This window comes from Actinomycetospora succinea, from assembly GCF_004363095.1.
In the GTDB taxonomy this organism is placed as follows: domain Bacteria; phylum Actinomycetota; class Actinomycetes; order Mycobacteriales; family Pseudonocardiaceae; genus Actinomycetospora; species Actinomycetospora succinea.
Window position 1 is genome coordinate 1,028,864 of sequence record NZ_SNYO01000001.1, and the last position, 21,715, is coordinate 1,050,578.

General features: G+C 76.0%; 16 protein-coding genes and 1 pseudogene. 9 read left to right on the plus strand and 8 right to left on the minus strand.

The features are described 5' to 3' along the window. From rimO to EV188_RS04935, 4 genes and pseudogenes are all read left to right on the plus strand, one after another. Nucleotides 1–1,491, plus strand: coding sequence for a 30S ribosomal protein S12 methylthiotransferase RimO (gene rimO, locus EV188_RS04920; protein WP_133825047.1), 1,491 nt, complete (start codon nucleotides 1–3; stop codon nucleotides 1,489–1,491). Further along, nucleotides 1,488–2,114 (plus strand): CDP-diacylglycerol--glycerol-3-phosphate 3-phosphatidyltransferase, encoded by a 627-nt coding sequence (gene pgsA, locus EV188_RS04925; RefSeq protein WP_133825048.1) that lies wholly within the window; start codon nucleotides 1,488–1,490, stop codon nucleotides 2,112–2,114. Before rimO ends, pgsA begins: the two co-directional genes overlap by 4 nt. A gap of 154 nt (nucleotides 2,115–2,268) precedes the next feature. After that, nucleotides 2,269–2,484: pseudogene (locus EV188_RS33180) on the plus strand (helix-turn-helix domain-containing protein); the annotation flags it as partial. Between the two features lie 511 nt (nucleotides 2,485–2,995). After that, nucleotides 2,996–3,826, plus strand: a complete 831-nt coding sequence (locus tag EV188_RS04935) for a PspA/IM30 family protein (protein WP_133825050.1) — start codon at nucleotides 2,996–2,998, stop codon at nucleotides 3,824–3,826. 82 nt (nucleotides 3,827–3,908) lie between these two features. On the opposite strand, the gene EV188_RS04940 is transcribed toward EV188_RS04935, so the two are convergent. Then, the gene (locus EV188_RS04940) at nucleotides 3,909–4,718 is read right to left on the minus strand and encodes a helix-turn-helix transcriptional regulator (RefSeq protein ID WP_133825051.1); all 810 of its coding nucleotides are present in this window, start codon (nucleotides 4,716–4,718) and stop codon (nucleotides 3,909–3,911) included. A gap of 50 nt (nucleotides 4,719–4,768) precedes the next feature. On the opposite strand from EV188_RS04940, the gene EV188_RS04945 reads away from it, so the two are divergent. Then, the gene (locus EV188_RS04945; RefSeq protein WP_133825052.1) at nucleotides 4,769–5,185 is read left to right on the plus strand and encodes a DUF2000 domain-containing protein; all 417 of its coding nucleotides are present in this window, start codon (nucleotides 4,769–4,771) and stop codon (nucleotides 5,183–5,185) included. On the opposite strand, the gene EV188_RS04950 is transcribed toward EV188_RS04945, so the two are convergent. The 5 genes from EV188_RS04950 to EV188_RS04970 form a co-directional block, all read right to left on the minus strand. Continuing rightward, nucleotides 5,160–5,792 carry a hypothetical protein gene (locus EV188_RS04950; RefSeq protein ID WP_133825053.1) on the minus strand — a complete coding sequence of 211 codons (633 nt, stop codon included), beginning with the start codon at nucleotides 5,790–5,792 and terminating at the stop codon, nucleotides 5,160–5,162. The genes EV188_RS04945 and EV188_RS04950 overlap by 26 nt on opposite strands. Nucleotides 5,793–5,896: 104 nt before the next feature. Then, nucleotides 5,897–8,617, minus strand: a complete 2,721-nt coding sequence (locus EV188_RS04955) for an ATP-binding protein (RefSeq protein WP_133825054.1) — start codon at nucleotides 8,615–8,617, stop codon at nucleotides 5,897–5,899. Nucleotides 8,618–8,650: 33 nt separating this feature from the next. Continuing rightward, nucleotides 8,651–9,529 (minus strand): DNA-formamidopyrimidine glycosylase family protein, encoded by an 879-nt coding sequence (locus EV188_RS04960; RefSeq protein ID WP_133825055.1) that lies wholly within the window; start codon nucleotides 9,527–9,529, stop codon nucleotides 8,651–8,653. Nucleotides 9,530–9,554: 25 nt separating this feature from the next. Then, a complete protein-coding gene (locus EV188_RS04965) occupies nucleotides 9,555–9,878 on the minus strand; it encodes a hypothetical protein (protein ID WP_133825056.1) in 324 nt (107 codons plus the stop codon). A 55-nt stretch (nucleotides 9,879–9,933) separates the two neighbouring features. Next, nucleotides 9,934–11,751, minus strand: a complete 1,818-nt coding sequence (locus EV188_RS04970; protein WP_243741471.1) for an MFS transporter — start codon at nucleotides 11,749–11,751, stop codon at nucleotides 9,934–9,936. A 169-nt stretch (nucleotides 11,752–11,920) separates the two neighbouring features. Here EV188_RS04970 and EV188_RS04975 point away from each other — a divergent pair, with 169 nt between their 5' ends. The 4 genes from EV188_RS04975 to EV188_RS04990 all read left to right on the plus strand — a co-directional run bounded on the left by EV188_RS04975 (nucleotide 11,921) and on the right by EV188_RS04990 (nucleotide 15,862). Then, nucleotides 11,921–13,432 (plus strand): M28 family metallopeptidase, encoded by a 1,512-nt coding sequence (locus EV188_RS04975; protein WP_133825057.1) that lies wholly within the window; start codon nucleotides 11,921–11,923, stop codon nucleotides 13,430–13,432. 93 nt (nucleotides 13,433–13,525) lie between these two features. Further along, on the plus strand, nucleotides 13,526–14,338 hold the full coding sequence (locus EV188_RS04980; RefSeq protein WP_133825058.1) for an IclR family transcriptional regulator: 813 nt from the start codon (nucleotides 13,526–13,528) through the stop codon (nucleotides 14,336–14,338). A 130-nt stretch (nucleotides 14,339–14,468) separates the two neighbouring features. Then, a complete protein-coding gene (locus EV188_RS04985; RefSeq protein ID WP_133825417.1) occupies nucleotides 14,469–15,611 on the plus strand; it encodes an inorganic phosphate transporter in 1,143 nt (380 codons plus the stop codon). A gap of 8 nt (nucleotides 15,612–15,619) precedes the next feature. After that, nucleotides 15,620–15,862 (plus strand): hypothetical protein, encoded by a 243-nt coding sequence (locus EV188_RS04990; RefSeq protein ID WP_133825059.1) that lies wholly within the window; start codon nucleotides 15,620–15,622, stop codon nucleotides 15,860–15,862. A 23-nt stretch (nucleotides 15,863–15,885) separates the two neighbouring features. On the opposite strand, the gene EV188_RS04995 is transcribed toward EV188_RS04990, so the two are convergent. Both EV188_RS04995 and EV188_RS05000 read right to left on the minus strand, forming a co-directional pair. Beyond that, nucleotides 15,886–16,866 (minus strand): hypothetical protein, encoded by a 981-nt coding sequence (locus EV188_RS04995; protein ID WP_133825060.1) that lies wholly within the window; start codon nucleotides 16,864–16,866, stop codon nucleotides 15,886–15,888. A gap of 88 nt (nucleotides 16,867–16,954) precedes the next feature. After that, entirely contained in the window at nucleotides 16,955–21,676 is a 4,722-nt protein-coding gene (locus EV188_RS05000; protein WP_133825061.1) for an ATP-dependent helicase, read from the minus strand. Between the last annotated feature and the right edge of the window lie 39 nt (nucleotides 21,677–21,715).

The following is a 21,715-nucleotide window of genomic DNA, read 5'->3' on the forward strand; positions in this document are numbered from 1 at the left end:
GTGGCGCTGGTGACCCTCGGGTGCGCCCGCAACGACGTCGATTCCGAGGAACTGGCCGGCCGGCTCGCCGCCGACGGCTGGGACGTCGCGGCGTCCGCCGACGGGTCCGAGGGCTATGTCGATGGTGATGGGCCGGATGTCGTCGTCGTCAACACCTGCACCTTCGTCGAGCAGGCCAAGAAGGACTCGGTCGACGCCGTGCTGGCGGCGGGTGGCGGCGACGCGAAGGTCGTCGCGGTCGGCTGCATGGCCGAGCGGTACGGCGCCGAGCTCGCGGAGGCGCTGCCCGAGGCCGCGGCGGTGCTCGGCTTCGACCACTACGGCGACCTGCCGTCCCGGCTCGACGACGTCCTCGCCGGGCGCCCGCTCGCGTCCCACACGCCCACCGACCGGCGCGCGCTGCTGCCGATCAGCCCGGTGAAGCGGCCCGAGGCGGTGCGCGACACCAGCATCCCCGGCCACGAGTGGGTGCCGACGGTGCCGCGGCAGCGCCTCGACGACGCCCCGGTCGCCCCGCTGAAGCTCGCCTCGGGCTGCGACCGGCGCTGCACGTTCTGCGCGATCCCGTCCTTCCGCGGCGCCTTCGTCTCGCGCGACCCGGGCGACGTCGTCGCCGAGGCCGCCTGGCTCGCGGACCACGGCGTCGCCGAGGTGCTGCTGGTCAGCGAGAACTCCACGTCCTACGGCAAGGACATCGACGCCCGCGGCGCGGCGGGCGGGGCGCTCGAGCGCCTGCTCGGCGAGCTGGCGGTGGTGCCCGGGATGCGCCGGGTCCGCGTCTCGTACCTCCAGCCGGCCGAGGTGCGGCCGCCGCTGCTGCGCGCCATCGCCGAGACGCCCCGGGTCGCGTCCTACTACGACCTCTCCTTCCAGCACGCCAGCGCCACGGTGCTGCGTCGCATGCGGCGCTTCGGCTCCCGCGAGACGTTCCTCGCGCTCTGCCGCGAGATCCGCGCGCTCGACCCGGAGGCGGGCATCCGCTCCAACGTCATCGTCGGCTTCCCCGGCGAGACCGAGGAGGAGCTCGCCGAGCTCGAGGCGTTCCTCGCCGAGGCCGAGCTCGACGCCGTCGGGGTGTTCGGCTACTCCGACGAGGACGGCACCGAGGCCCTCGGGCTGCCCGACAAGATCGAGCCGACGGAGATCGCCGCGCGCGTCGAGCGGATCACGAGCCTCGCCGAGCACGTCGCCGAGGACCGCGCCGCCCGCCGCGTCGGGACGACCGTCGAGGTGCTGGTCGAGCGGTGGGACGAGGACGAGGCCGAGTGGATCGGCCGCGCCGCCCACCAGGGTCCCGACGTCGACGGCGAGTGCCGGCTCGAGGGCGACGAGGAGCTGCTCGACGCGCTCGCGCCCGGGTCCGTCGTGACGGCCGAGGTGATCGACGCCGAGGGGATCGACCTGGTCGTCGAGGCGCGGCACCGGACGGGGGAGGCCCCCGAGACCGACGACAGCGACGACCGGGCGCCCGTCGGCGCCGGGGCCCGATGACCACCCGCGGCTCGGGCGGGCAGTCCCCGTCCACCGCGTCCACGGCCGGGGTCGTCACGCCGGCCCCGGTGCCGTTGGTCAACATCGCGAACGCGCTGACCGTGGTCCGGCTCCTCCTGGTGCCGGTCTTCCTCGTGGTGCTGTTCGTCGACCACGGGCAGAGCACGGCCTGGCGGTGGGCGGCGTTCGCGGTGTTCGCGATCGCCTCGCTCACCGACACCTTCGACGGCGACCTCGCGCGCCGCTGGGGCCTCGTCACCGACTTCGGCAAGATCGCCGACCCCATCGCCGACAAGGCCCTCACCGGCGCCGCGCTCGTGGGGCTCTCGATGCTCGGCGAGCTGGCGTGGTGGGTGACCATCACGATCGCGGCGCGCGAGCTCGGCGTGACGCTGCTGCGGTTCTGGGTGCTGCGCCACGGCGTCATCCCGGCGAGCCGCGGCGGCAAGATCAAGACGGTGCTGCAGACGGTGGCACTGGGGCTCGCGATCATGCCGTTGCCGGCGTTCGTCGAGCCTGGCGTGGCCGTGCTGATGATCGCCGCGGTGGTGGTCACGGTCGTCACGGGCGTCGACTACCTGGTCAGAGCCCTGCGGCTGCGCGCCCGGGCGCGGGCCGCCTGAGCCTGTTCGCTCAGGACGAACAGCCCCGGGCTCGCGCCGGCGTCGCCGTCCCGTCGATCTCGGTACGGTGGACGCACACGGTCGTCGAGGTCCGGGAGGAGCTCTCCCGGGCGTCGCCACGGGGACACCCACGACCGGTGCTGGGAGGTGTGGCATGTCGCTGCTGTTGCGCGAGGCCATCGGCGGGACCATCCGGCGCGCCCGGACCGAGCGACGCCGCACGCTGCGGGACGTCTCGCGGGAGGCGCGGGTCAGCCTGGGCTACCTCTCGGAGATCGAGCGGGGCCGCAAGGAGCCGTCGAGCGAGCTGCTCGCGGCCGTCTGCGAGGCGCTGGACCTGCCGCTGCCGGAGCTGCTCGACGAGGTCGCCGACCTCATGCGTCCGACGCCGCGTCGGGTGCCGGTCGGCGCCGGTGCACGTGGCGGCTTCGCGGACGCCGTCGACGACGAGCTGCGCACCGCGGTCGAGGAGGCGTTCGAGCCGGAGAGCGAGTCGGGGGAGGCCGCGGCCGCGAGCATGTCGGCCCGCATCCCCACGCCGCCCGAGCCCGCGGAGCCGGCCGCGCCGCGCACCGTCGCGCTGCCCGAGCCGGAGGGCACCCCGCTCACCGACGACGGCGAGGAGGTCGTGGCGCCGGTCGAGGGTGCGACGACGGTGCGGCTGGTGGGCCTGGCCGGGGGTGCCGACGGTCTCCGCCGGCCGACGGTGGAGTGCGTCGCGGCCTGACCGGTGTGATCGATGTGAGCCCTGTTCCCAGGGTGATCGTCGGGTTCGGCGGGTCGGTGGAAGCCTCCGCGAGGAGGTGAGACGATGGACCGTGAGACCAGGCGCGGATGTCGCCGCCTGAGCCGGATCGACATCATGAGTTGGGCGGGAGCAGATGGCCAACCCCTTCGTCAAGGCCTGGCGGTACTTCCTGGCCGCGTTCTCCTCGAAGATCGATGAGCACGCGGACCCGAAGGTCCAGATCCAGCAGGCCATCGAGGACGCGCAGCGTCAGCACCAGGCGCTGTCGCAGCAGGCCGCGTCGGTGATCGGCAACCAGCGACAGCTGGAGATGAAGCTGAACCGTCAGCTCGCCGACATCGAGAAGCTGCAGGCCTCGGCACGCCAGGCGCTGGTCATGGCCGACGACGCCCGGGCCAAGGGCGACGAGGAAGGCGCGCAGCGCTACGAGCAGAGCGCGGAGCAGTTCGCCTCGCAGCTCGTGACGGCCGAGCAGAACGTCGAGGACCTCAAGACGCTGCACGACCAGTCGATCGGCGCCGCCCAGCAGGCCAAGCAGGCCGTGGAGCGCAACGCCCAGACGCTGCAGACCAAGATCGCCGAGCGCACCAAGCTCCTCAGCCAGCTCGAGCAGGCCAAGATGCAGGAGCAGGTCTCCGCGTCGCTGCGCTCGATGAGCGAGGTCGCGGCGCCGGGCAACACCCCGAACCTCGACGAGGTGCGCGACAAGATCGAGCGCCGCTACTCGACGGCTCTCGGGCAGGCCGAGCTCGCGCAGAACAGCGTGCAGGGCCGCATGCTCGAGGTCGAGGCCGCCTCGCGCGACTACGCGGGCAAGAGCCGTCTCGACCAGATCCGCGCCTCGATGGGGCAGGGTCAGGGCCAGGTCCCGGCGGGCCAGCCGGCCCAGCCGCAGGTGCAGCCGGCCCAGCCCGCGCAGCCCCAGCAGCAGCCGACGCAGCAGCAGGTGCCGCGCCAGAACTGAGCGCGCGCCTCGAGGAACGAACGGCGCTCTCGCTGCTTGTGCAGCAACGAGAGCGCCGTTCGTTCGTCCGGGGCGGCGGGGATCAGCCGGGGCGGGCGGCGAACCGCCCCGGCGTCGTCCCGGTCACGCGGCGGAAGTGCCGCGTGAGGTGCGCCTGGTCGTGGAAGCCCGCGGTCGTGGCGACATCCGCGGGCGGCATGCCCGCGAGCACGAGCCGTCGCGCGAGGTCGATGCGCCGGCCCGTGAGGTAGCGGTGCGGCGGGAGCCCGAACTCGGCGCCGAACGCCCGCACGAGGTGCGTGGGGTGGGCGTGCAGCAGCCGCCCGGCCTCGTCGAGCCCGAGACCCTCGCGCACGCGGGCGTCGAGCAGGTCGCGGAGCCGGTGCGCGAGGCCCGGGTCGGGTCGGCGCCCGTTCGATGCCTCCCCGAGGTGCCCTCCGAGGTGCCCCGCCAGCCGCTCGGTGATCAGCGCGAGCCTGCTCTGCGCCGCCAGCTCCTCGCCGGGGTGGGCGAGGACGTGGTGCAGCTGGTCGACGCGGCGGCGCAGGACGGGGTCGTCGAACGCCGGCCGGTCGACGGCGTGCCCGGTGAGCGACGGTCCCAGCGTGGTGTCGTCGAGGTACACGACCCGCTTGCGGAACCCGCCGGGCCGCGCCGAGCGCCCGTCGTGGGCGACGTGGGGCGGCAGCAGCGTCACCGAGGCCGGGAGCGCGCCGTGCTCGTGGCGGTCGAGGTCGTAGCGCACCGCGCCGTCGTCGACGATCAGCAGCGTCCAGGTGTCGTGGGTGTGCGACGGGTACGCGTGCTCGGTGAAGCGGGCGTGGAAGACCTCGGTGACGCCCGGGACGGCCGGGCGCCAGGCCCTCACGAGCTCCCCGGCGTGCTCGCCCATGCCAGGAACGTACAAGACCGCGGCGCCGCCGGCGGGTGATCGTGGGCGCCATGACCAGCGGATTCGACACCAAGATCGCCGTCGTGCTGCGCGACGACCTCGCGGGCTGGCAGGCCCTCAACGTGACCGCGTTCCTCACCAGCGGGATCACCGCGGCGACGCCGGAGCTCGTCGGCGAGCCCTACGTCGACGCCGACGGCACCCCGTACCTGGCGATGCTCGGGCAGCCGGTGATGGTGTTCGCCGCCGACGCGGACGTGCTCCGCGCCGCCCACGGCCGCGCGCTGGGCCGGGGCCTGCGGATCGCCGTGTTCACCGCGGACCTCTTCGCCACCGGCAACGACGCCGACAACCGCGCGGCCGTAGCGAAGGTGGCCCGCGACGACCTCGACCTCGTCGGGATCGCCGTCCACGGTCCGCGCAACGCCGTCGACAAGATCGTCAAGGGCGCGCGGATGCACCCGTGACCGGCACGTCGGCGCCGCCCACCGCCCAGCGCTCGACGCGGTCCGGCGGCGAGATCAGCGCCGGGTCCTCGCCCGCGGCCGGGTCGGTGGCGTCGACGGCGGGCCCGGCCGCGTCCAGCGGGGCGGCGTCGGTGGCGAGGTGCAGCCCCCGCATCGAGCGGGAGAGCCGGTCCCAGAGGAACAGCAGCCGCACGGTGCCGGGCAGCGCCCGCACGGCCGGGATGACCTTGCCGCCGTGGATCCGGTCCATCGCGTCCCGGCCGGCGTCGCTGAACGGCCCGTCGAAGGCCGCGACGGCCGCGACCGTGGGCTCGGCGTCCGCGGCCGGGCCGGGCTCGTCCTCGGTGACCTCGTAGACGGTGTCCTCGTGGATGGTCACCGGGGACGCGGTGTCCCCGGTGGCCGCGCGGGTGCGCTCCGACGCCGCGCGGGCGTCCTCCTCGGTGGCCCACAGGGTCACCAGGGCCCGCATCGCGGTCGGCCCGGAGACCATGAAGTAGGCCCCGCCGTAGCCGGCGTGGCGGCGCAGGATGTCGGTGAGCTCGCCGCGGCGGGCCTCGAGGTCGTCGGTGTGCGGGGAGCTGACGGTCTGGAATCGGGCGAACACGGCGTCCACGTCCTCTCGGTGTGCTGGTGGATGCCGTCGAGCGTGGTCCGGGCGCCGCGGGGAGACCTCCGTGCTGGCACGGAGTTCCCGGTACGCAGGGCCGGCTAGAGGGCCTCCGCCGCCCACGCGGCGAGCTGCGTGCGGTTGTGCAGCCCGAGCTTGGCCAGCGCGTTGCGGACGTGGCTCTCGACGGTGCGCTCGCTGACCACGAGCCGGGCGGCGACCTCCCGGTTGGCCAGCCCGGTGACGACGAGGGCGACGGTCTCGCGCTCGCGGGCGGTCAGCGAGCCCGCGCCGGGACCGAGCCCGGTGAGCTCGCCCAGGAGCGCCGTGGCGCCGTCCAGCGTCGGGCGCAGCCCCAGGCGGCGGGCCACGGTCCGGGACTCCTCGAGGACCCGCCGGGCGCGGTCCCGGTCGGCCGCGGTGCCCCGCGCCGCGAGCGCCCGGCCCAGCTCCAGGCCCGAGCGCGCGAGCCCCGGCATCGCGCCGAGGCGCCGGTCCGAGGTCACCGCCTGGTCGGCCAGCCGGACGGCCTCGTCGTGCTCGTCGAGCCGGCGGGCGGCGGTGGCGGCGAACCGGGCGACCGGCCCGGGGCAGCCGGTGCTGCTGTCGGTGCGCAGCGCGGTGTGCGGGAGCAGCTGGTCCAGGGTCGCCCGGACGACCTCGGTGTCGCCGAACGCGACGGCCAGCTCGCTCCCGCAGCACACGACGGGGCGCCAGCGGTTGCTGTGCGGCACCGCGAACAGGTGCGGGCGCAGCTCGGCGTAGAGCGTGCGGGCGAGGTCGGCGTCGCCACGGTCGAGGAACGCGACGCCGGCGGTGGCCCACATGACGGGGAGCCGTGCCGTGCGGGCCATCGCGTCCCCGTCGGGGTGCCACGTCGCGAGGGTGCCGAGGTCGCGGTGCAGCAGGGTCACGAACGCCTGGTACATCGCCTCGGCCGTCGGGTCCTGGCTGCGGCGGCCGAGCTCGCGGAACCGGCCGGCCAGCGCGAACGCCTCGTCGTACCGCCCGACGAGGTGGGCGCGGGCCGCGCGCGCCCGGAGCTCGTGCCAGCGGGCGAGGGTGCCGCCGAGCTGGTCGGCGACCTCGCCGAGGGCCTCGATCCCCGCCTCGACGACGTCCAGCGCGCCCAGCTCGAAGGCGTCCTCGATGCGCCACACGTGGCCCCAGACCAGGGCCTCGGGCCGCCGCGTCGCCGTGCCGAGGGCGATGGTCCGCCGCCCGACGGCGAGCCGTTCCGACACCAGGCCCGGCCCGCCGCACAGCTCGTAGCGGGCGTGCAGCGCGTGCAGGACCGCATCGACGCCGTCCGGTTCGTGCTCGTGCCGGTCGGCCATCGCGAGCGCCCGCGCCGAGATCTCCGCCGCCTCGTCCGACCGGCCCCGGACCCCCGCGACCATGGCTTCCTGCGCCAGCACCCGCGCCCGGCGCGCCGAGTCCTCGCCGGCGAGCAGCGTGCCGGCGCGCGCGACGAGCGCCTCGACCCGCCCGGCGACCAGGTCCGGGCCGATCCCGCGCACCACGACCGCCGCGGCGGCGGCGAGGTCGGCGCGCCCGGCGTCCTCGGCGGCGTCGACAACGGCGGCCGCCTCGTCGAGGGCGTCGGCGGTGCGGTCGGCGCGCACGAGCGCCCGGGCCAGCGCCAGCCGCACCTCGGCCCGCGCCACGGGGTCGTCGGTGACCTCCAGCGCGCGCCGGCACCAGTCGGCGGCGTCGTCGGGCGCCCGCCGGGCGGTGGCGTCCTCCGCGGCGGCACGGCACGCGCTCGCCGCGGCGGCCCGGCCCGCGGGCGAGTCGGCGGCCGCGAGCCGGTGGCCCGCCACCTCGCCCGCCCGGTCGGGCGGCAGGGCGTCGGCGAGCCGGCGGTGCTCGTCGCGGCGCCGCGCCGGCGGGAGCCCGTCCCGGCAGGCGGCGCGGACCAGCGCGTGGGACCAGCGCACCCGCCCGGGGTCCTGCGGGTCCTCGACGAGCAGGTGCGCCGCGAGCAGCTCGGCGGGGTGCCCGCCGAGGAGGGCGAGCTCCACGTCCTCGCCGGCGACCGCGGCGGTGGCCAGCAGGTCCTGCGCGGCGGGGGAGAGCGCGGCGACGCGCCGGCGCACCAGGGGCGCGACCGCCTCCGCGTGAATCGCGGGGGCGCGCAGGAGCTCGCGCAGGTGCAGCGGGTGGCCCGCGCTCACCCGCAGCAGGGTGTCGACCGCGGCGCCGTCGGGCTCGGTGCCGTCACGGCGTCGCAGCAGCTCGCCGACGGGCCCGCGCCCGAGCCGGCCCGGGCGCAGCACGGTCGGGACCGCCGCCTCGAGCCCCTCGGGTGCCGGTTCCCGGGACGTGGCCACGAGCAGCAGGGCCGGCCCGCGCGTCGCCACCACCTCGCCGACCAGGTGGTGCAGCAGCGCCAGCGAGGCGGGGTCGGCGGCGTGCACGTCCTCGACGGCCACCACGAGCCCGCCGTCCGCGGCGGCCGCGAGGGCGTCGGCGGTGTCGGCCATCGCGCCGAAGCGGGCCCGGGCGTCGCTGCCGTCCGCGGCCGCCGCGCCGAGGTCGAGCACGCCCGGGTCCAGGCCCCGGTCCCGCGCCGCGGGGCTGCCCAGCAGGCGCAGCCACGGCCAGAAGGCGGGGGTGCCGAGGTCGGCGCTCGCCCGGCCGAGCAGCGCGGGCACCCCGCGGTGCTCCGCCGCGTCGACCAGCGCCCCGAGCAGGGTCGACTTGCCGATGCCCGCCTCGCCGACCACCAGCACCGCGGTGCCCCGGCCGGCGCACGCGTCGTCCAGCGCCGAGACGAGCGCGGCCGTCTCGTGCTCGCGGCCGGGCGGCGCAGCGTCCACGGAACGCAGTGTGGACCGGTCCGGCCTCCGGCCCTAGTAGCGCGCCTGGCGACCGGACTGCTGCTGGGGCCGACGGCCGCGCCGGCGCTCGAGCGGCGGGTGGGGGCCCGGCTGGCAGGTGGGGCAGAAGTAGGCGATCCGGTCCTCGCGGTCCGGGCTCCCGTCGTCCTGGCCCGCCGTCCGCACGACGTCGCGGCAGCGCCGGCAGCCCCGCCCGCCGCGCTCGAACACCCAGTGCTGGGCGTTGCCGCCGAGGTCACCGGTGGTCGACTGCTCGGGGCGCCAGGCGTTGCGCAGGAGCAGCTTGCGGGACCACGCGACGACGTCGTGCACCTGGCGGTCCGTCAGGTCGCCGACCGTCGTCCACGGGGAGACGCCGACCAGGAAGCAGACCTCCGCCTTGTAGAGGTTGCCGACCCCGCACGCCACCCGCTGGTCGAGCAGGGCGGCGCCGAGCTCGCGGGCCGGGTCCGCGCGCAGCAGGCGCTCTACCTCGGCCTCGGCGTCGGGTCCCCAGTCGTCGCCGAGCAGGTCGGGCCCGAGGTGCCCGACCCAGGTGTCCTCGCGCTCGGTGGGCAGCAGGTCGAGGTCGTGGAGCCGGTAGCCGACGGCGACCCGGTCGGGCACCTCGAGGATCGCGCGGATCGAGTGCTCCGGGCCCCCGCGCCACGGCCGGCCGGGCCGGTAGAGGTGCCAGGTGCCGTCCATGCGGAAGTGGCTGTGCAGGCTGGTGCCGTCGTCGAGGCGCGTGAACAGGTGCTTGCCGACGCTGACGACCTCGAGGACCGTGCGGCCCGCGAGGTCGTGCTCCACCAGCCGCGGGTGCCGCAGCTCCCCGCGCGTCAGCTCCTGGCCGGCCAGCGCGTCGTGCATCCGCCGGCCGGCGAGGAAGACCGTGTCACCCTCGGGCACGCAGCCATCGTCCCATCGTGGGTGGTCAGTCGTCCGCCGTGCCGTGGTGGGCGGGCGCGGGTGCCTCCTCGACGCCGTCGCGGGGATCGCCGCCCGCGACGTCGACCGGCGCGAGCGCGGTCGCGAGGCGGGAGCGCAGCGATTCGAGGTCGCGGGTGTGCGGATCGCGCGGGTCGGTGGTCGCGCGGTCGACGCTCATCAGGACGTCGACGAGCTGCTCGACCAGGGCCCGGGCCTCGGTGCCGAGCATCGCGAGGTCCCGGCCGTCGAGCTCGCGTGTCACCGTGCCCGCGCGCAGGGCCGTGATGGCCTCCCGGACGGCCACCACGGGGGTGTCGTCGCTGGACAAGGATCCCTCCCGGGGCTCGTGGGGCGGACCCACGGAGTGCCACGGGTGGAGCGGGTCACAAACCCCGCGGGGTACACCCGGCGGAGGTGCACTCGGCGCTCGAGATCTCGGTGAGCTCCGGGCCGGGGCGCGTCACCGCGGCGAGCGGGTCGGCGGCGCGGGCCAGCACCAGCGGGTGCTCGAGGGTGTCCTGGCCCGGCGCGACGTGCACGGCGGTGGGCCGCGCGCCGGCGAGCCCGGCGATGAGCAGCACCGGGCGGTCGGGGCCGGGGTCGGCGGCGAACGCCCCGTCGGGGTCGACCGGCGTGACGGCGAGCTGGCGCCCGTCGTTGCCGACCAGCGTCACGCGCGCGCCCGCGGCGGGGCCGCCGTGGTCGTGCAGGACGCGGCCGCGGAGCAGGGGCGCACCGTCGTGCGGGCTCTCCGCCGGTCCGATCGGCTCGATCTGCTCGACGTGCTCGCTCGGCTCCGGCAGGTTCGGCACCGCCAGGCTGACCACGAGCGCGAGCAGCGCGCACCCGGCCGCGATGAGCAGGGTCGTCTGGATCGCGCCCAGCGACGGCACCAGCGACCCCTCGACGCGCACCGTCGACGCCCCGAGCACGACGGCGGCGACCGCCGACGCGGTCGACGTGCCGATCGAGCGCATGAGGGTGTTGAGGCCGTTGGCGGCGGCGGTCCGCGTCGTCGGGACCGCGCGCATGATCAGGGCGGGCAGCGAGCCGTAGGCCAGGGCGACCCCGGCCCCGATCACCGCGATGACCAGCGAGATCTGCCACGCCTCCGAGAGCAGCATCGTGCCTGCGGCGTAGGCGACGCCGATGATGACGAGCCCGATGCGCAGCGACGCCCGCGGGCCCCACCGCGCGGAGATCCGGGCGGTCACCGGCGACATCAGCATCATGACGATGCCGTTCGGCGCGAGCGTCAGACCGGCGACGAGCAGGGTGAGCCCCAGCCCGTGGCCCGACGCGACCGGCGCCGAGAGCAGCTGGGGGAACACGACCATGCCCGTGAACATCGCGACGCCGACGGGGATGGAGATCAGGTTGGGCAGCAGCACCGCCCGGCGCACGTTGAGGCGCAGGTCGACCAGCGGGTCGCGCACGCGCAGCTCGTAGAAGCCCCACGCGACGAGGGCGACCACGGCGACGCCGGCCGACGAGAGCGTGGCCGCGCTGCCCCAGCCCCACTCGCCACCCTTGGACACGGCGAGCAGCAGCCCGATCAGCCCGATCGAGAGCCCGATCGCGCCGCCGGCGTCGAAGCGCCCGCCCGAGCGGGTCGACGACTCCGGGATCACGAGGGCGACGAGCAGGAGCCCGGCGAGGCCGAGGCCGCCGGCGACCCAGAACAGCGCGTGCCAGTCGGCGATCTCGACGATCACGGCCGCGAGCGGCAGGCCCAGCCCGCCGCCGATGCCCAGCGTCGCGCTCATCAGCGCGATGCCCGACCCGAGGCGCGCGGGCGGGAGCGTGTCGCGCATCAGGCTGATGCCGAGCGGGACAGCGCTGACCGCGACGCCCTGCAGCGAGCGCCCGATCAGCACCGGCACGAGGTCGTCGGTGACCGCGCAGAGGACGGAGCCGGCCACCAGCAGCCCGAGCGTGGCGACGAGGACCCGGCGCTTGCCGATCATGTCGCCGAGGCGGCCGGCGATCGGCGTCGCGACCGCGCCGGCGAGCAGGGTCGCCGTGATCACCCACGACGCGGTGGCCGTCGTCGTCGAGAGCAGCTGGGGGAGCTGGGGCACGAGCGGCACGACCAGGGTCATGCACAGCGACGCGACGAGGCCGACCGAGGACAGGACCGTGACGACGAGGGCCGGGCTGGGCCGGGTGCCGGTCTGCTCCGGCTCGTCGGCGTGCGCCACACACTCTCCTCGAGGACCGGCGATCGTTGGCTGTGCCAACCAACTGTAGCCCGCGACGGTCGCTGCGGAAGTGGCGCGAGGACGTGAATCGGGTCGCTCCGGGCCTCCGTGCGCGGTCCGGGGTGGTTCCTGTCACTCCACCCGAAGCCATCCGCTACGGTCCGTGAGCATGAGCGCCACGCGGGTCGTGACGGCCCTCGCCCTCGGTGCCGTGCTGGCGCTCGCGGCGTGCGGGAGCGGACCCGCCGGCGGCGCCGGGGAGCAGACGACACCCCCGCCGCCGTCCGCGTCCGGCCCCGCGCCCACCGGTGACCCGGGGCTGTCGCGGCGCCTCGCCGAGCAGGTCACCGGCGACGGGGCGTACGCGCGGCTCGAGGAGCTGCAGCGGATCGCCGACGCCAACGGCGGCAACCGCGCGTCCGGGCAGCCGGGCTACGACGCGAGCGTCGACTACGTCGCCGGGCAGCTGCGCGCGGCGGGGTACCGGGTGGACACGCCGAGCTTCCCGTTCGACACCTTCGCCGCCCAGGCCCAGACGCTCGCGGTCGGCGGCGCGCCCGGCCCGGCCGTGACGGCGCTGACCTACTCGCCGACGACCCCGCCGGAGGGCGTCACCGGGCCGCTGGTCGTGGCGCCGGACGCGCCGGGCGACCCGACGCCGGGCTGCGAGGCGACCGACTACGCGAACCTGCCGGCCCGCGGCGCGGTGCTGCTGGTCCGCCGGGGCGCGTGCACGTTCACGCAGAAGCAGCAGATCGCCTCCGAGGTCGGCGCCGCCGCCGTGCTCGTCGGCAACAACGTCGCCGGCCCGCTCGGCGGCACCCTCGGCTCGGTCGGCGAGGGCCGCCTGCCCACCGGCGGGCTCCTCCAGCCGGACTTCGACGCGCTGCTCGGCCGCGCCGGCCAGCCGGCGACGGTCACGCTGGTGACGCAGTCGCGGACGATCACGACCCGCAACGTCATCGCGCAGACGACGACGGGCCGGACCGACGAGGTCGTCATGGCCGGCGCCCACCTCGACTCCGTGCCCGAGGGCCCGGGGATCAACGACAACGGCTCCGGCTCGGCCGCGCAGCTCGAGCTCGCCGTGCGCCTCGGCGGCGCGCCCCCGGTGACGAACGCCGTGCGGTTCGCGTGGTGGGGCGCCGAGGAGGTCGGGCTGCTCGGCTCGACGGCCTACGTCCAGGGCCTGACGCCCGAGGCGCGCCGCGACATCGCCGTGCTGCTCAACGCCGACATGCTCGCCTCGCCGAACCCCGCCTACTTCGTCTACGACGGCGACGACTCCGACCGGCAGGGCGCGCCGCCCGGGCCGCGGGGGTCCGAGGGCATCGAGCGCACGCTCGCCGACGCGCTGACCGCGGCCGGGGTGCAGCCGCGCGGCACCGACTTCGACGGCCGGTCGGACTACGGGCCGTTCGTCGAGGCCGGCATCCCGTCGGGCGGGCTCTTCAGCGGGGCCGAGGAGGTCAAGACCCCGGAGCAGGCCACGCTCTGGGGCGGCCGGGCGGGCGCGCCCTACGACGCCTGCTACCACCAGGCCTGCGACTCGCTGACCAACATCGACCGCGTCGCCCTCGACCGCATGCTCGACGCCCTCGCCGTGGGCGTCGGCACCTATGCGGTCGATCTCGGTGGGCCGAACGGAGTCCCCACTCGCGAGCAGCGTCAGACGCGCTGAGACGCGGTAGGGTTGCGGATCACGCAACCCGCGGCGCCGGCGCGACCCCCCTCTTCCCGGCCGGGCAGGTCCGATCGGGGAGGATGGACAGCCATGACGGCCACCGACGGCGACTCCGAGGAGACCGGACGTGGACGGAGCGAGCCCTCGCTCGTCCGCTCGGTCGACCGGGCGGTGACGGCGCTCGAGGTGGTCGCCGAGCGCGGCGAGGTCGGCATCACCGAGCTCGCCGAGGAGCTCGGCGTGCACAAGTCCACCGCCTCGCGGCTCGTCGCGGCCCTCGCGCGCCGCGGGATGCTCGAGCAGCTCGGGGACCGCGGGCGGGTGGCGCTCGGGTTCGGGGTGGTGCGCCTCGCCGCGTCCGCCACCGGCCGGATGGACATCGCGCGCCTCGGCCAGCCGACCTGCCAGCAGCTCGCCGAGCAGGTGGGGGAGACGGTCAACCTCGCCATCCACGACGGCGAGGCGGCCATCAACGTCACCCAGGAGTTCGGGACCGCGTCGGTGACCACCCAGAACTGGGTGGGCCGCCGCACCCCGCTGCACGCGACGTCGGCCGGCAAGGTGCTGCTGGCCTACATGAGCGACCCGGAGCGCCGCGCCTTCCTGCGCCGGCGCCTGCCCCGCTACACCGAGTCGACGATCACCGAGCCGGCCGCGCTGCGCACCGAGCTCGCCCGGGTCGTCGACGAGGGCCACGCGCGCTCGTTCGAGGAGCTCGAGGTCGGCCTGCACGCCGTCGCGGTCCCGGTGTGGGGCGCGGCGGGGGACGTCGTCGCCGCGCTGAGCGCCGCCGGCCCGTCGTACCGGCTCCCGCGGCGCCGGGCGCGCGCGATCGTCCCCGAGCTGCGTGCCGCCGCCGAGGACCTGTCGAGCCGCCTCGGCTGGGGCGGCTCGACCTCCTGATCACCCTGCTGAGGTGATCCACGGGGAGCCTCCGGGTAGGTAGAACGGCGATGACCGCGTCCTCTGCCCCGTCCGAGACGGCCGCCGACGGTCGCGGCCGCGCCAGCCACGGAGGGGGGTGACGGCGCCGGTGGACGTCTCGCTCATCGTCATCGTCGTCGTCATCACCGCCCTCGTCTTCGACTTCACGAACGGTTTCCACGACACGGCCAACGCCATGGCCACCTCCATCGCCACCGGCGCGCTGCGGCCGAAGGTGGCCGTCCTGATCGCCGGCGTGCTCAACGTCGTCGGCGCGTTCCTGTCCGTCGAGGTGGCGAGGACGATCTCGAGCGGCCTGGTCGACGAGGCCCGGATCTCGCCCGTGGTGATCTTCGCGGGCCTGATCGGCGCCATCATCTGGAACCTGCTGACCTGGCTGCTCGGGCTGCCCTCGAGCTCGTCGCACGCCCTGTTCGGCGGGCTCATCGGTGCCACCGTGGTCGCCGCGGGCCTGGGCGCCGTGCACTTCGGCGCCGTGCTCTCCAAGGTCATCCTGCCCGCGATCGTCTCGCCGGTCCTCGCCGGGATCATCGCGCTGACCGCGACCTACCTCGCCTACCGCACGACCGCGCGGGCGGACAGCGGCACGGTCACGAAGGGCTTCAAGGCCGGCCAGATCGGGTCGGCGTCGATGGTCGCGCTCGCCCACGGCACGAGCGACGCCCAGAAGACCATGGGGATCATCACGCTGACCCTCATCACGGCCGGCGTCCTCTCGCCGGACTCCGGCCCGCCGTTCTGGGTGATCCTCTCCGCGGGCCTCGCGATCGGCCTCGGGACCTACCTCGGCGGCTGGCGGATCATCCGCACCCTCGGCAAGCGGGTCAGCGAGATCGAGACGCCGCAGGGCTTCGCCGCCGAGGCGAGCACCACCGCGGTGATCCTCACGTCCTCGCACCTCGGCCTCGCGCTCTCGACCACCCAGGTGGCGACCGGTGCGATCTTCGGTGCCGGCTCGGGGCGCCGCCTCGCCGCGGTGCGGTGGAGCGTGGCCCGCCAGATGGTCGTCGCCTGGATCCTCACCCTGCCGGCGGCGGCGGCCGTCGGCGCGGTCGCGGCCTGGGTGGCCTCCGCCGGCACGGTCGGGATCGTCCTGGTCGCCGTCGTCGCGATCGCCCTCGCCGCGGGCATCTACGCCGTCTCGCGTCGCCGTCCGGTCACGGCCGACAACGTCAACGACGTCGGCGACGACGCCGCCGTCGCCCACGAGCCGGCCGTCCCGGCCCGATAGGAGCGATCATGACGATCGACTGGGCCTCGCTGGGCCTCGTGTCCGTGGTGTCCCTCGCCGCGGGCGTCGCGGTCGTCGTGCTGGTGTCGTTCGCCCTGGTGGGCCTGTCGGCGCGCGTGCGCCCGCGGCCCGGCGGGGCCGAGGACGGCGCGCCGACCCTGAGCGCGGGCGCCGGCACGGCCATCGCGGCCGTGTGCCTCGCCGCCGTCGTCGCGATCGTCGGGTTCGGGCTGTACGTCATCGTCTCCTGACGCGCGCCCGAGGCCGGCGTGTCCTACGCCAGGTCGGGATGGTCCTTGACCCACCACAGGAACTGGCGCGCGTGGTCGAGGTCGACGAACCGGCTGCCGATCAGCTCGACCAGCAGGTCGTTGCTCCAGTAGGCGAGGCGCCCGATCGTCTGCGACGTCGTCTCCGGTGACGGCAGCTCGAGGCCGAACACCTGCCGGGCGATCTCGCGCTTGCCCCCGGACGGGCTGGTGTAGATCAGGATCGGCAGGAACCGCTCCGGCTCGGCGATGCACAGGACGCGCGTCAGCATCGCCTCGCGGAACCCGGGCATGGCGGGCGCGTCGTCGGAGGTGATCAGCTCGGTCAGCCGGTCCTCCGGCGCGGGCGGGTCCTCGCCGCGCAGCAGGTGGTCGACGACGCCGCGGAACGCCTCGGCCGCACGCACGTTGCCGAGCGCGCGCCACTCGTCGTTGAACCGGCTCATGTTGCCGGGCCGGGCAACGACCTTGCTGTTCGCGAAGTCCTTGAGGGCCACCGGCGTGGTGTAGGGGAGCGCGTCGGCCTCGAACGCCTGCCGGTAGACGTCGCGGTAGCGCCCGGCCTCCTCGTCGGGGTGCGGGAAGTCGGACAGGAACTCCCGCCGCAGCCCCTCGAGGATCCGCCAGCGCTCCGGCGTCACCTGGTCAGCCGTCGCCGTGAAGCGCGCCCGCGCGGTCCCGACGTCCTCGAGCGGGCGCCGCTCGCGCTCCCGGACCGGGCCGCGCGTGCCCGAGGTCCGGCCGGCGGAGCGCGTCACGCTGGCCGAGGAGCGCGTCGGGGGCCGGGTGGTCGTGCTGGACTTCTTGCTGGTCGAGCTCGTGCTGCGCGACCGCGTGGTCTGGCTGACCGCCCGCGGCGACACCGGCTTGGCCCCGAGGACCCACTCGTGCCCGCAGGCCGTGCAGCGCATCATGTTGCGGCCGTCGTCGGCCATGCCGAGGTACTCGGCGGCGGACTCCTCACACGTCGGGCACGCCAGCGCCATCGCTCTCCCCAGGGTCGTTGACGGTGCGCCGTCCAGCCTGCCGTGGGCGCCGCGAGCGCGCGCGGGGAGGGTGGGTGAGCGCGTCCGGTCAGGCCCGCAGCCGCAGGCCCTTCGGGCTGTGGCGGAACCCAGCCTCGGTGAGGACCTCGGCGAGGACGCCGTCGAGCGCGCCCGAGCCGTCGGCCTTCTCCACCGCGATGCTGCCCAGCCAGCCCTCGCGCACGGCCGTGGTCAGCGCGGCCGCGGCGGCGGCGAGCGCCTCGCGGGACGTGGTGAAGCTCAGCAGCGACTTGCCGCCGCGCTCGACGTAGATCGCCGGCTCGCCGTCGACGAGCACCACCAGCGCGCCCGCCTTGCGCCCCGGGCGGTGGGATCCCTCCCCGACGGTGGCCGGCCACTCCAGCGCCGCGCCCCACGGCTGGGCGGGGTCGGTGGCCGCGAGCACCAGGGCCTTCGCCTCGCCGGCGCCGTCGTCGTCGCGCGACTCGGCGCGCAGCCGGTCGATCGCGCCGGGCACCGCGAACTGCGCGGCGCCCAGGCCCTCGATGACGTAGCCGCGCCGGGCGCGCCCGGACTCCTCCATCGCCCGCAGCACCGGGTAGATGCCGGCGAAGCCGCCGGTGGCGCGCTCGGTGTCGAGCGCCCCGCGGGTGAGCACACCGTGGCGCTCGAGGAACGCCTCGGTGCGGGCCTGGGCGCGGCGGGTCGGCTCCTCCTCGCGCGCCGGCACCCCCGACCAGCGCCCCGCGGCCGTCGGCGGACCCGTGCGCGAGGGCATGGGCGCGCGGCCGAGCCGCGCGTAGCGACCCCGCGAGGGCGCCCGGCGCTGCCGGTGGGCGCCGCCCTTCGAACCGCCGGAACCCCGCGAGCCGCCGCCGGACACGAGCGCCCGGACCGGGGCGAGCGTGTCGTTGGTGGCGAGCCCCGCCCACACCAGGTCCCAGAGTGCGGCGACCATCGTGGCGTCGTCGGGCATCGCGGTCTCCGCCTCGCCCCCCTCGCGCAGCACCGCCTGGGCGCGCTCGGTGACCTGGCGGAAGAACAGCGCCCCGCCGGCGTCCAGCGTCTGGGCCAGCGCGCGGTGCAGCGGGGTGTCGACCATGTCGGGCTCGGCGTCGGGCAGCAGGAGGTCGGCGAGGTCGGTGGGCGCGACCGCCAGCCAGCCGTCGCCGCCGGCGAGCGTGCCGCAGCCGGTCCACGTGACCTCGCCGGCGCTGGTGAGCTCGTCGAGCAGCGCGGGGGAGTAGCCGGGCAGCCGCGCCGGGAGCACCAGGCTCTCCAGGGCGCTCGCGGGGATCGGCGCCCCCGCGAGCTGCTCGACCACGCCGAGCACGTCGTCGGGGCCGGGCGCGCGGCGAATCCTGCGCCCCACGCCCTGCCACGCCGGCAGGAACCGCCCGAGTGCCGCCGGCTCCACCGGCTCGACCTCGGCGCGCAGCCGGGCGAGCGAGCCGCGGCGCAGGCGCCGCAGCACCTCGGCGTCGCAGACGTCCGGGCCGCTACCGGCCAGATCGGCGGGCACCCCGGGCAGCGGCGGCGCGCCGTCGGGGCGCAGCTCGCCGCGGACCAGGCGCCCGGTGGACACCAGCCGGTCGACCACGCCGCCGACCACGGCCACGCCGAGCCCGAAGCGGTGGGCCGGCGCGGCGACCGGGAACGGGCCGCGGGTGCGGGCGAAGCGGGCGATGAGGTCGCCGAGGGGGTCGGTGACGGGCTCGGTGAAGGCCTCGGGCACCCCGACCGGCAGGCCCGCGCCGAGGGCGTCGCGGAAGCGGCCCGCGTCCTCGATCGCGATCCAGCGCTGCTCGCCCGCGACCCGCACGCGGATCGCCCGCCGGGACGACTCGAGCTCGGTGAGCCACTCCTCCCGGACCCCGCGGGCGGCGGCCTCGGCGGTGGTGAGGTCGCCGACGAACCGCAGGAGGTCGGCCGTGCCCTCCACGTCGCGGACGTGGCGCTCGGGGTCGGTGCGCTGCAGCTGGCCCTCGATCTCGGCGAGCACGTCGCCGTCGAGCAGCTCGCGGATGGCCTCGGAGCCCAGGAGCTCGGCCAGCAGCGCCGAGTCGAGCGAGAGCGCGGCGGCCCGCCGCTCGGCCAGCGGCGCGTCGAGCTCGTAGAGGAACATCCCGACGTAGCCGAACATCAGCGTGCGCGCGAACGGCGACGCGCTGGTGGTCGCGACGTCGACGACCTGCACTCCGCGCGAGCGGACGTCGCGCATCAGCTCGGTGAGGCCCGGGACGTCGTAGACGTCCTGCAGGCACTCGCGCATCGTCTCGAGCACGACCGGGAACTGCTCGAAGCGGCTCGCGACCGAGAGCAGCTGCGCCGCCCGCTGGCGCTGCTGCCAGAGCGGGGTGCGCCGCGTGGGGTCGCGGCGCGGCAGCAGCAGCGACCGGGCCGCGCACTCGCGGAACCGCGACGCGAACAGCGCCGAGTTGCTGACCTCGGCCGTGACCATCTGCTCGACCTCGTCCGGGTCGAGCAGCACGTCCTCGGCGGTCGGCATGATCTCCTCGCCGGCGTCGTCGAGGGCGTCGGGCAGGCGCAGGACGATGCCGTCGTCGGCGCTCGCGGCCGACACCTCGAGGCCCCGCGTCTCGCGGAACCGAGCCGCGATCGCCAGCGCCCAGGGGCCGTTGACCTGCGCGCCGAAGGGGGAGTGCACGACGAGGCGCCAGTCGCCCAGCTCGTCGCGGAAGCGCTCGACGACGATCGTGCGGTCGCTGGGGACGTGGCGCGTCGACTCCTTCTGCTCGCGCAGGTAGGTGAGCAGGTTGGTGATCGCGTTCTCGTCGAGCCCCGCGGCCTGCGCGCGCTCGTGGGCCGCCTCGTCGTCGGCGGCGGAGAGCTCGCGCACGAACGCACCGAGCGCCCGGCCCAGCTCGAGCGGGCGCCCGAGGGCGTCGCCCTTCCAGAACGGCATCCGCGCCGGCACGCCGGGGGCGGGCTCGGCGACCACCCGGTCGCGCGTGATGTCGAGGACCCGCCAGCTCGTGGAGCCGAGCAGGAAGGTGTCGCCGACGCGGGACTCGTAGACCATCTCCTCGTCGAGCTCGCCCACCCGCGAGCCGCCGGTGCCGCCCTCGCCGGACCCGGGCGTGACCACCGTGTAGAGCCCGCGGTCGGGGATCGTGCCGCCGCTGGTGACCGCGAGCCGCTGGGCGCCGGGCCGCCCGGAGAGCTGGTCGGTGACCCGGTCCCACGTGATGCGCGGGCGCAGCTCGCCGAAGTCGTCGCTGGGGTAGCGCCCGGCGAGCATGTCGAGCACCGCGCCCAGCGCCGAGTCGGGCAGGCCGGCGAACGGGGCGGCGCGGCGCACGAGGGCGGCGAGGTCCTCGACCGACCACTGCTCCATCGCCGTCATCGACACGACGTGCTGGGCGAGCACGTCGAGCGGGTTGCGCGGGTAGTGCATCGCCTCGATGGCCCCGCTCGCCATCCGCTCGGCGACGACGGCGCACGACACGAGGTCGCCCCGGTACTTGGGCATGACGACGCCGGAGGAGATCGCGCCGACCTGGTGGCCCGCGCGGCCGACCCGCTGGAGCCCGCTGGCCACCGACGGCGGCGCCTCGACCTGCACCACCAGGTCGACCGCGCCCATGTCGATGCCCAGCTCGAGGCTGGACGTGGCGACGACGCACGGCAGGTGGCCGGACTTGAGCGCCTCCTCCACCTGGGTTCGCTGGGTGCGGCTCATCGAGCCGTGGTGGGCGCGGGCGACGATCACCTCGGCGGGCTCGGCCGTCCCGGACTGGCCGACCGCCTCGGCGGGGAACGGCCCGATCACCGGGGCGAGCTCGTCGGCCTCGTCGTCCAGCTCCACCGGGGGCGAGTCCTCCGCCGACGCCTGCGCCCGCTCGGTGGCCAGCTCGTTGATCCGCGCCGTGAGCCGCTCGGCCAGCCGTCGGGAGTTGGCGAAGACGATGGTCGAGCGGTGCTCGCCGACCAGGTCGAGGATGCGCTCCTGCACCGCGGGCCAGATCGAGGCCCGCTGCGCCGCACCGGCGGCGGACCCCTCGACCTCCTCCTCGACGCCCGGCCCGGAGGCGTTGTCACCCCCGCTGTCGAGCGCCGCCATGTCCTCGACCGGCACCTCGACGCGGACCTGCACGGTCTTCGTCGACTCGGGCGCGACCACCCGCACCGGCCGTCCGCCGCCGAGGAACGCGGAGACCTCGTCGATGGGGCGCACGGTGGCCGAGAGCCCGATGCGCTGGGCCGGCGCGTCGAGCAGGGCGTCGAGACGCTCGAGGCTCAGCGCCAGGTGCGCCCCGCGCTTGGAGGCGAGCACCGCGTGGACCTCGTCGACGATCACCGTGTCGATGCCGCGCAGCGACTCGCGCGCCGCCGAGGTGAGCAGCAGGAACAGCGACTCGGGCGTGGTGACGAGGATGTCGGGCGGCGTGCGGTTGAACGAGCGGCGCTCGTCGGCGGGGGTGTCGCCGGTGCGCGAGCCGACCGTGACGTCGGGACGGGGGAGCCCGAGGCGCTGCGCCGCCTGGCCCAGCCCGGCGAGCGGCGAGCGCAGGTTGCGCTGGACGTCGATGGTCAGCGCCTTCATCGGCGAGACGTAGAGGACGCGGCAGCGGCGCGTGGGCTCCTCGGGCGGCGGCGTGGTGGCCAGCCGGTCGAGCGCCCAGAGGAACGCGGCCAGCGTCTTGCCCGAGCCGGTGGGCGCGACGACCAGCGCGTGCTGCCCGCCGGCGACCGCCTCCCAGGCGCCCGCCTGTGCCGGCGTGGCGCCCTCGAAGGCACCCGTGAACCAGTCGCGGGTGGCGGGGGAGAAGCGGTCGAGGACACTCACGACTCCATGGTGCCCCCGACCCCCGACAACCACGCTTGA

Coding starts and splice junctions, on each gene's coding strand:
- pgsA (WP_133825048.1), top strand. CDS start 1,488: ATGACCACCCGCGGCTCGGGCGGGCAGTCCCCGTCCACCGCGTCCACG.
- EV188_RS04935 (WP_133825050.1), top strand. CDS start 2,996: ATGGCCAACCCCTTCGTCAAGGCCTGGCGGTACTTCCTGGCCGCGTTC.
- EV188_RS04940 (WP_133825051.1), bottom strand. CDS start 4,718: ATGGGCGAGCACGCCGGGGAGCTCGTGAGGGCCTGGCGCCCGGCCGTC.
- EV188_RS04945 (WP_133825052.1), top strand. CDS start 4,769: ATGACCAGCGGATTCGACACCAAGATCGCCGTCGTGCTGCGCGACGAC.
- EV188_RS04975 (WP_133825057.1), top strand. CDS start 11,921: ATGAGCGCCACGCGGGTCGTGACGGCCCTCGCCCTCGGTGCCGTGCTG.
- EV188_RS04980 (WP_133825058.1), top strand. CDS start 13,526: ATGACGGCCACCGACGGCGACTCCGAGGAGACCGGACGTGGACGGAGC.
- EV188_RS04990 (WP_133825059.1), top strand. CDS start 15,620: ATGACGATCGACTGGGCCTCGCTGGGCCTCGTGTCCGTGGTGTCCCTC.
- EV188_RS04995 (WP_133825060.1), bottom strand. CDS start 16,866: ATGGCGCTGGCGTGCCCGACGTGTGAGGAGTCCGCCGCCGAGTACCTC.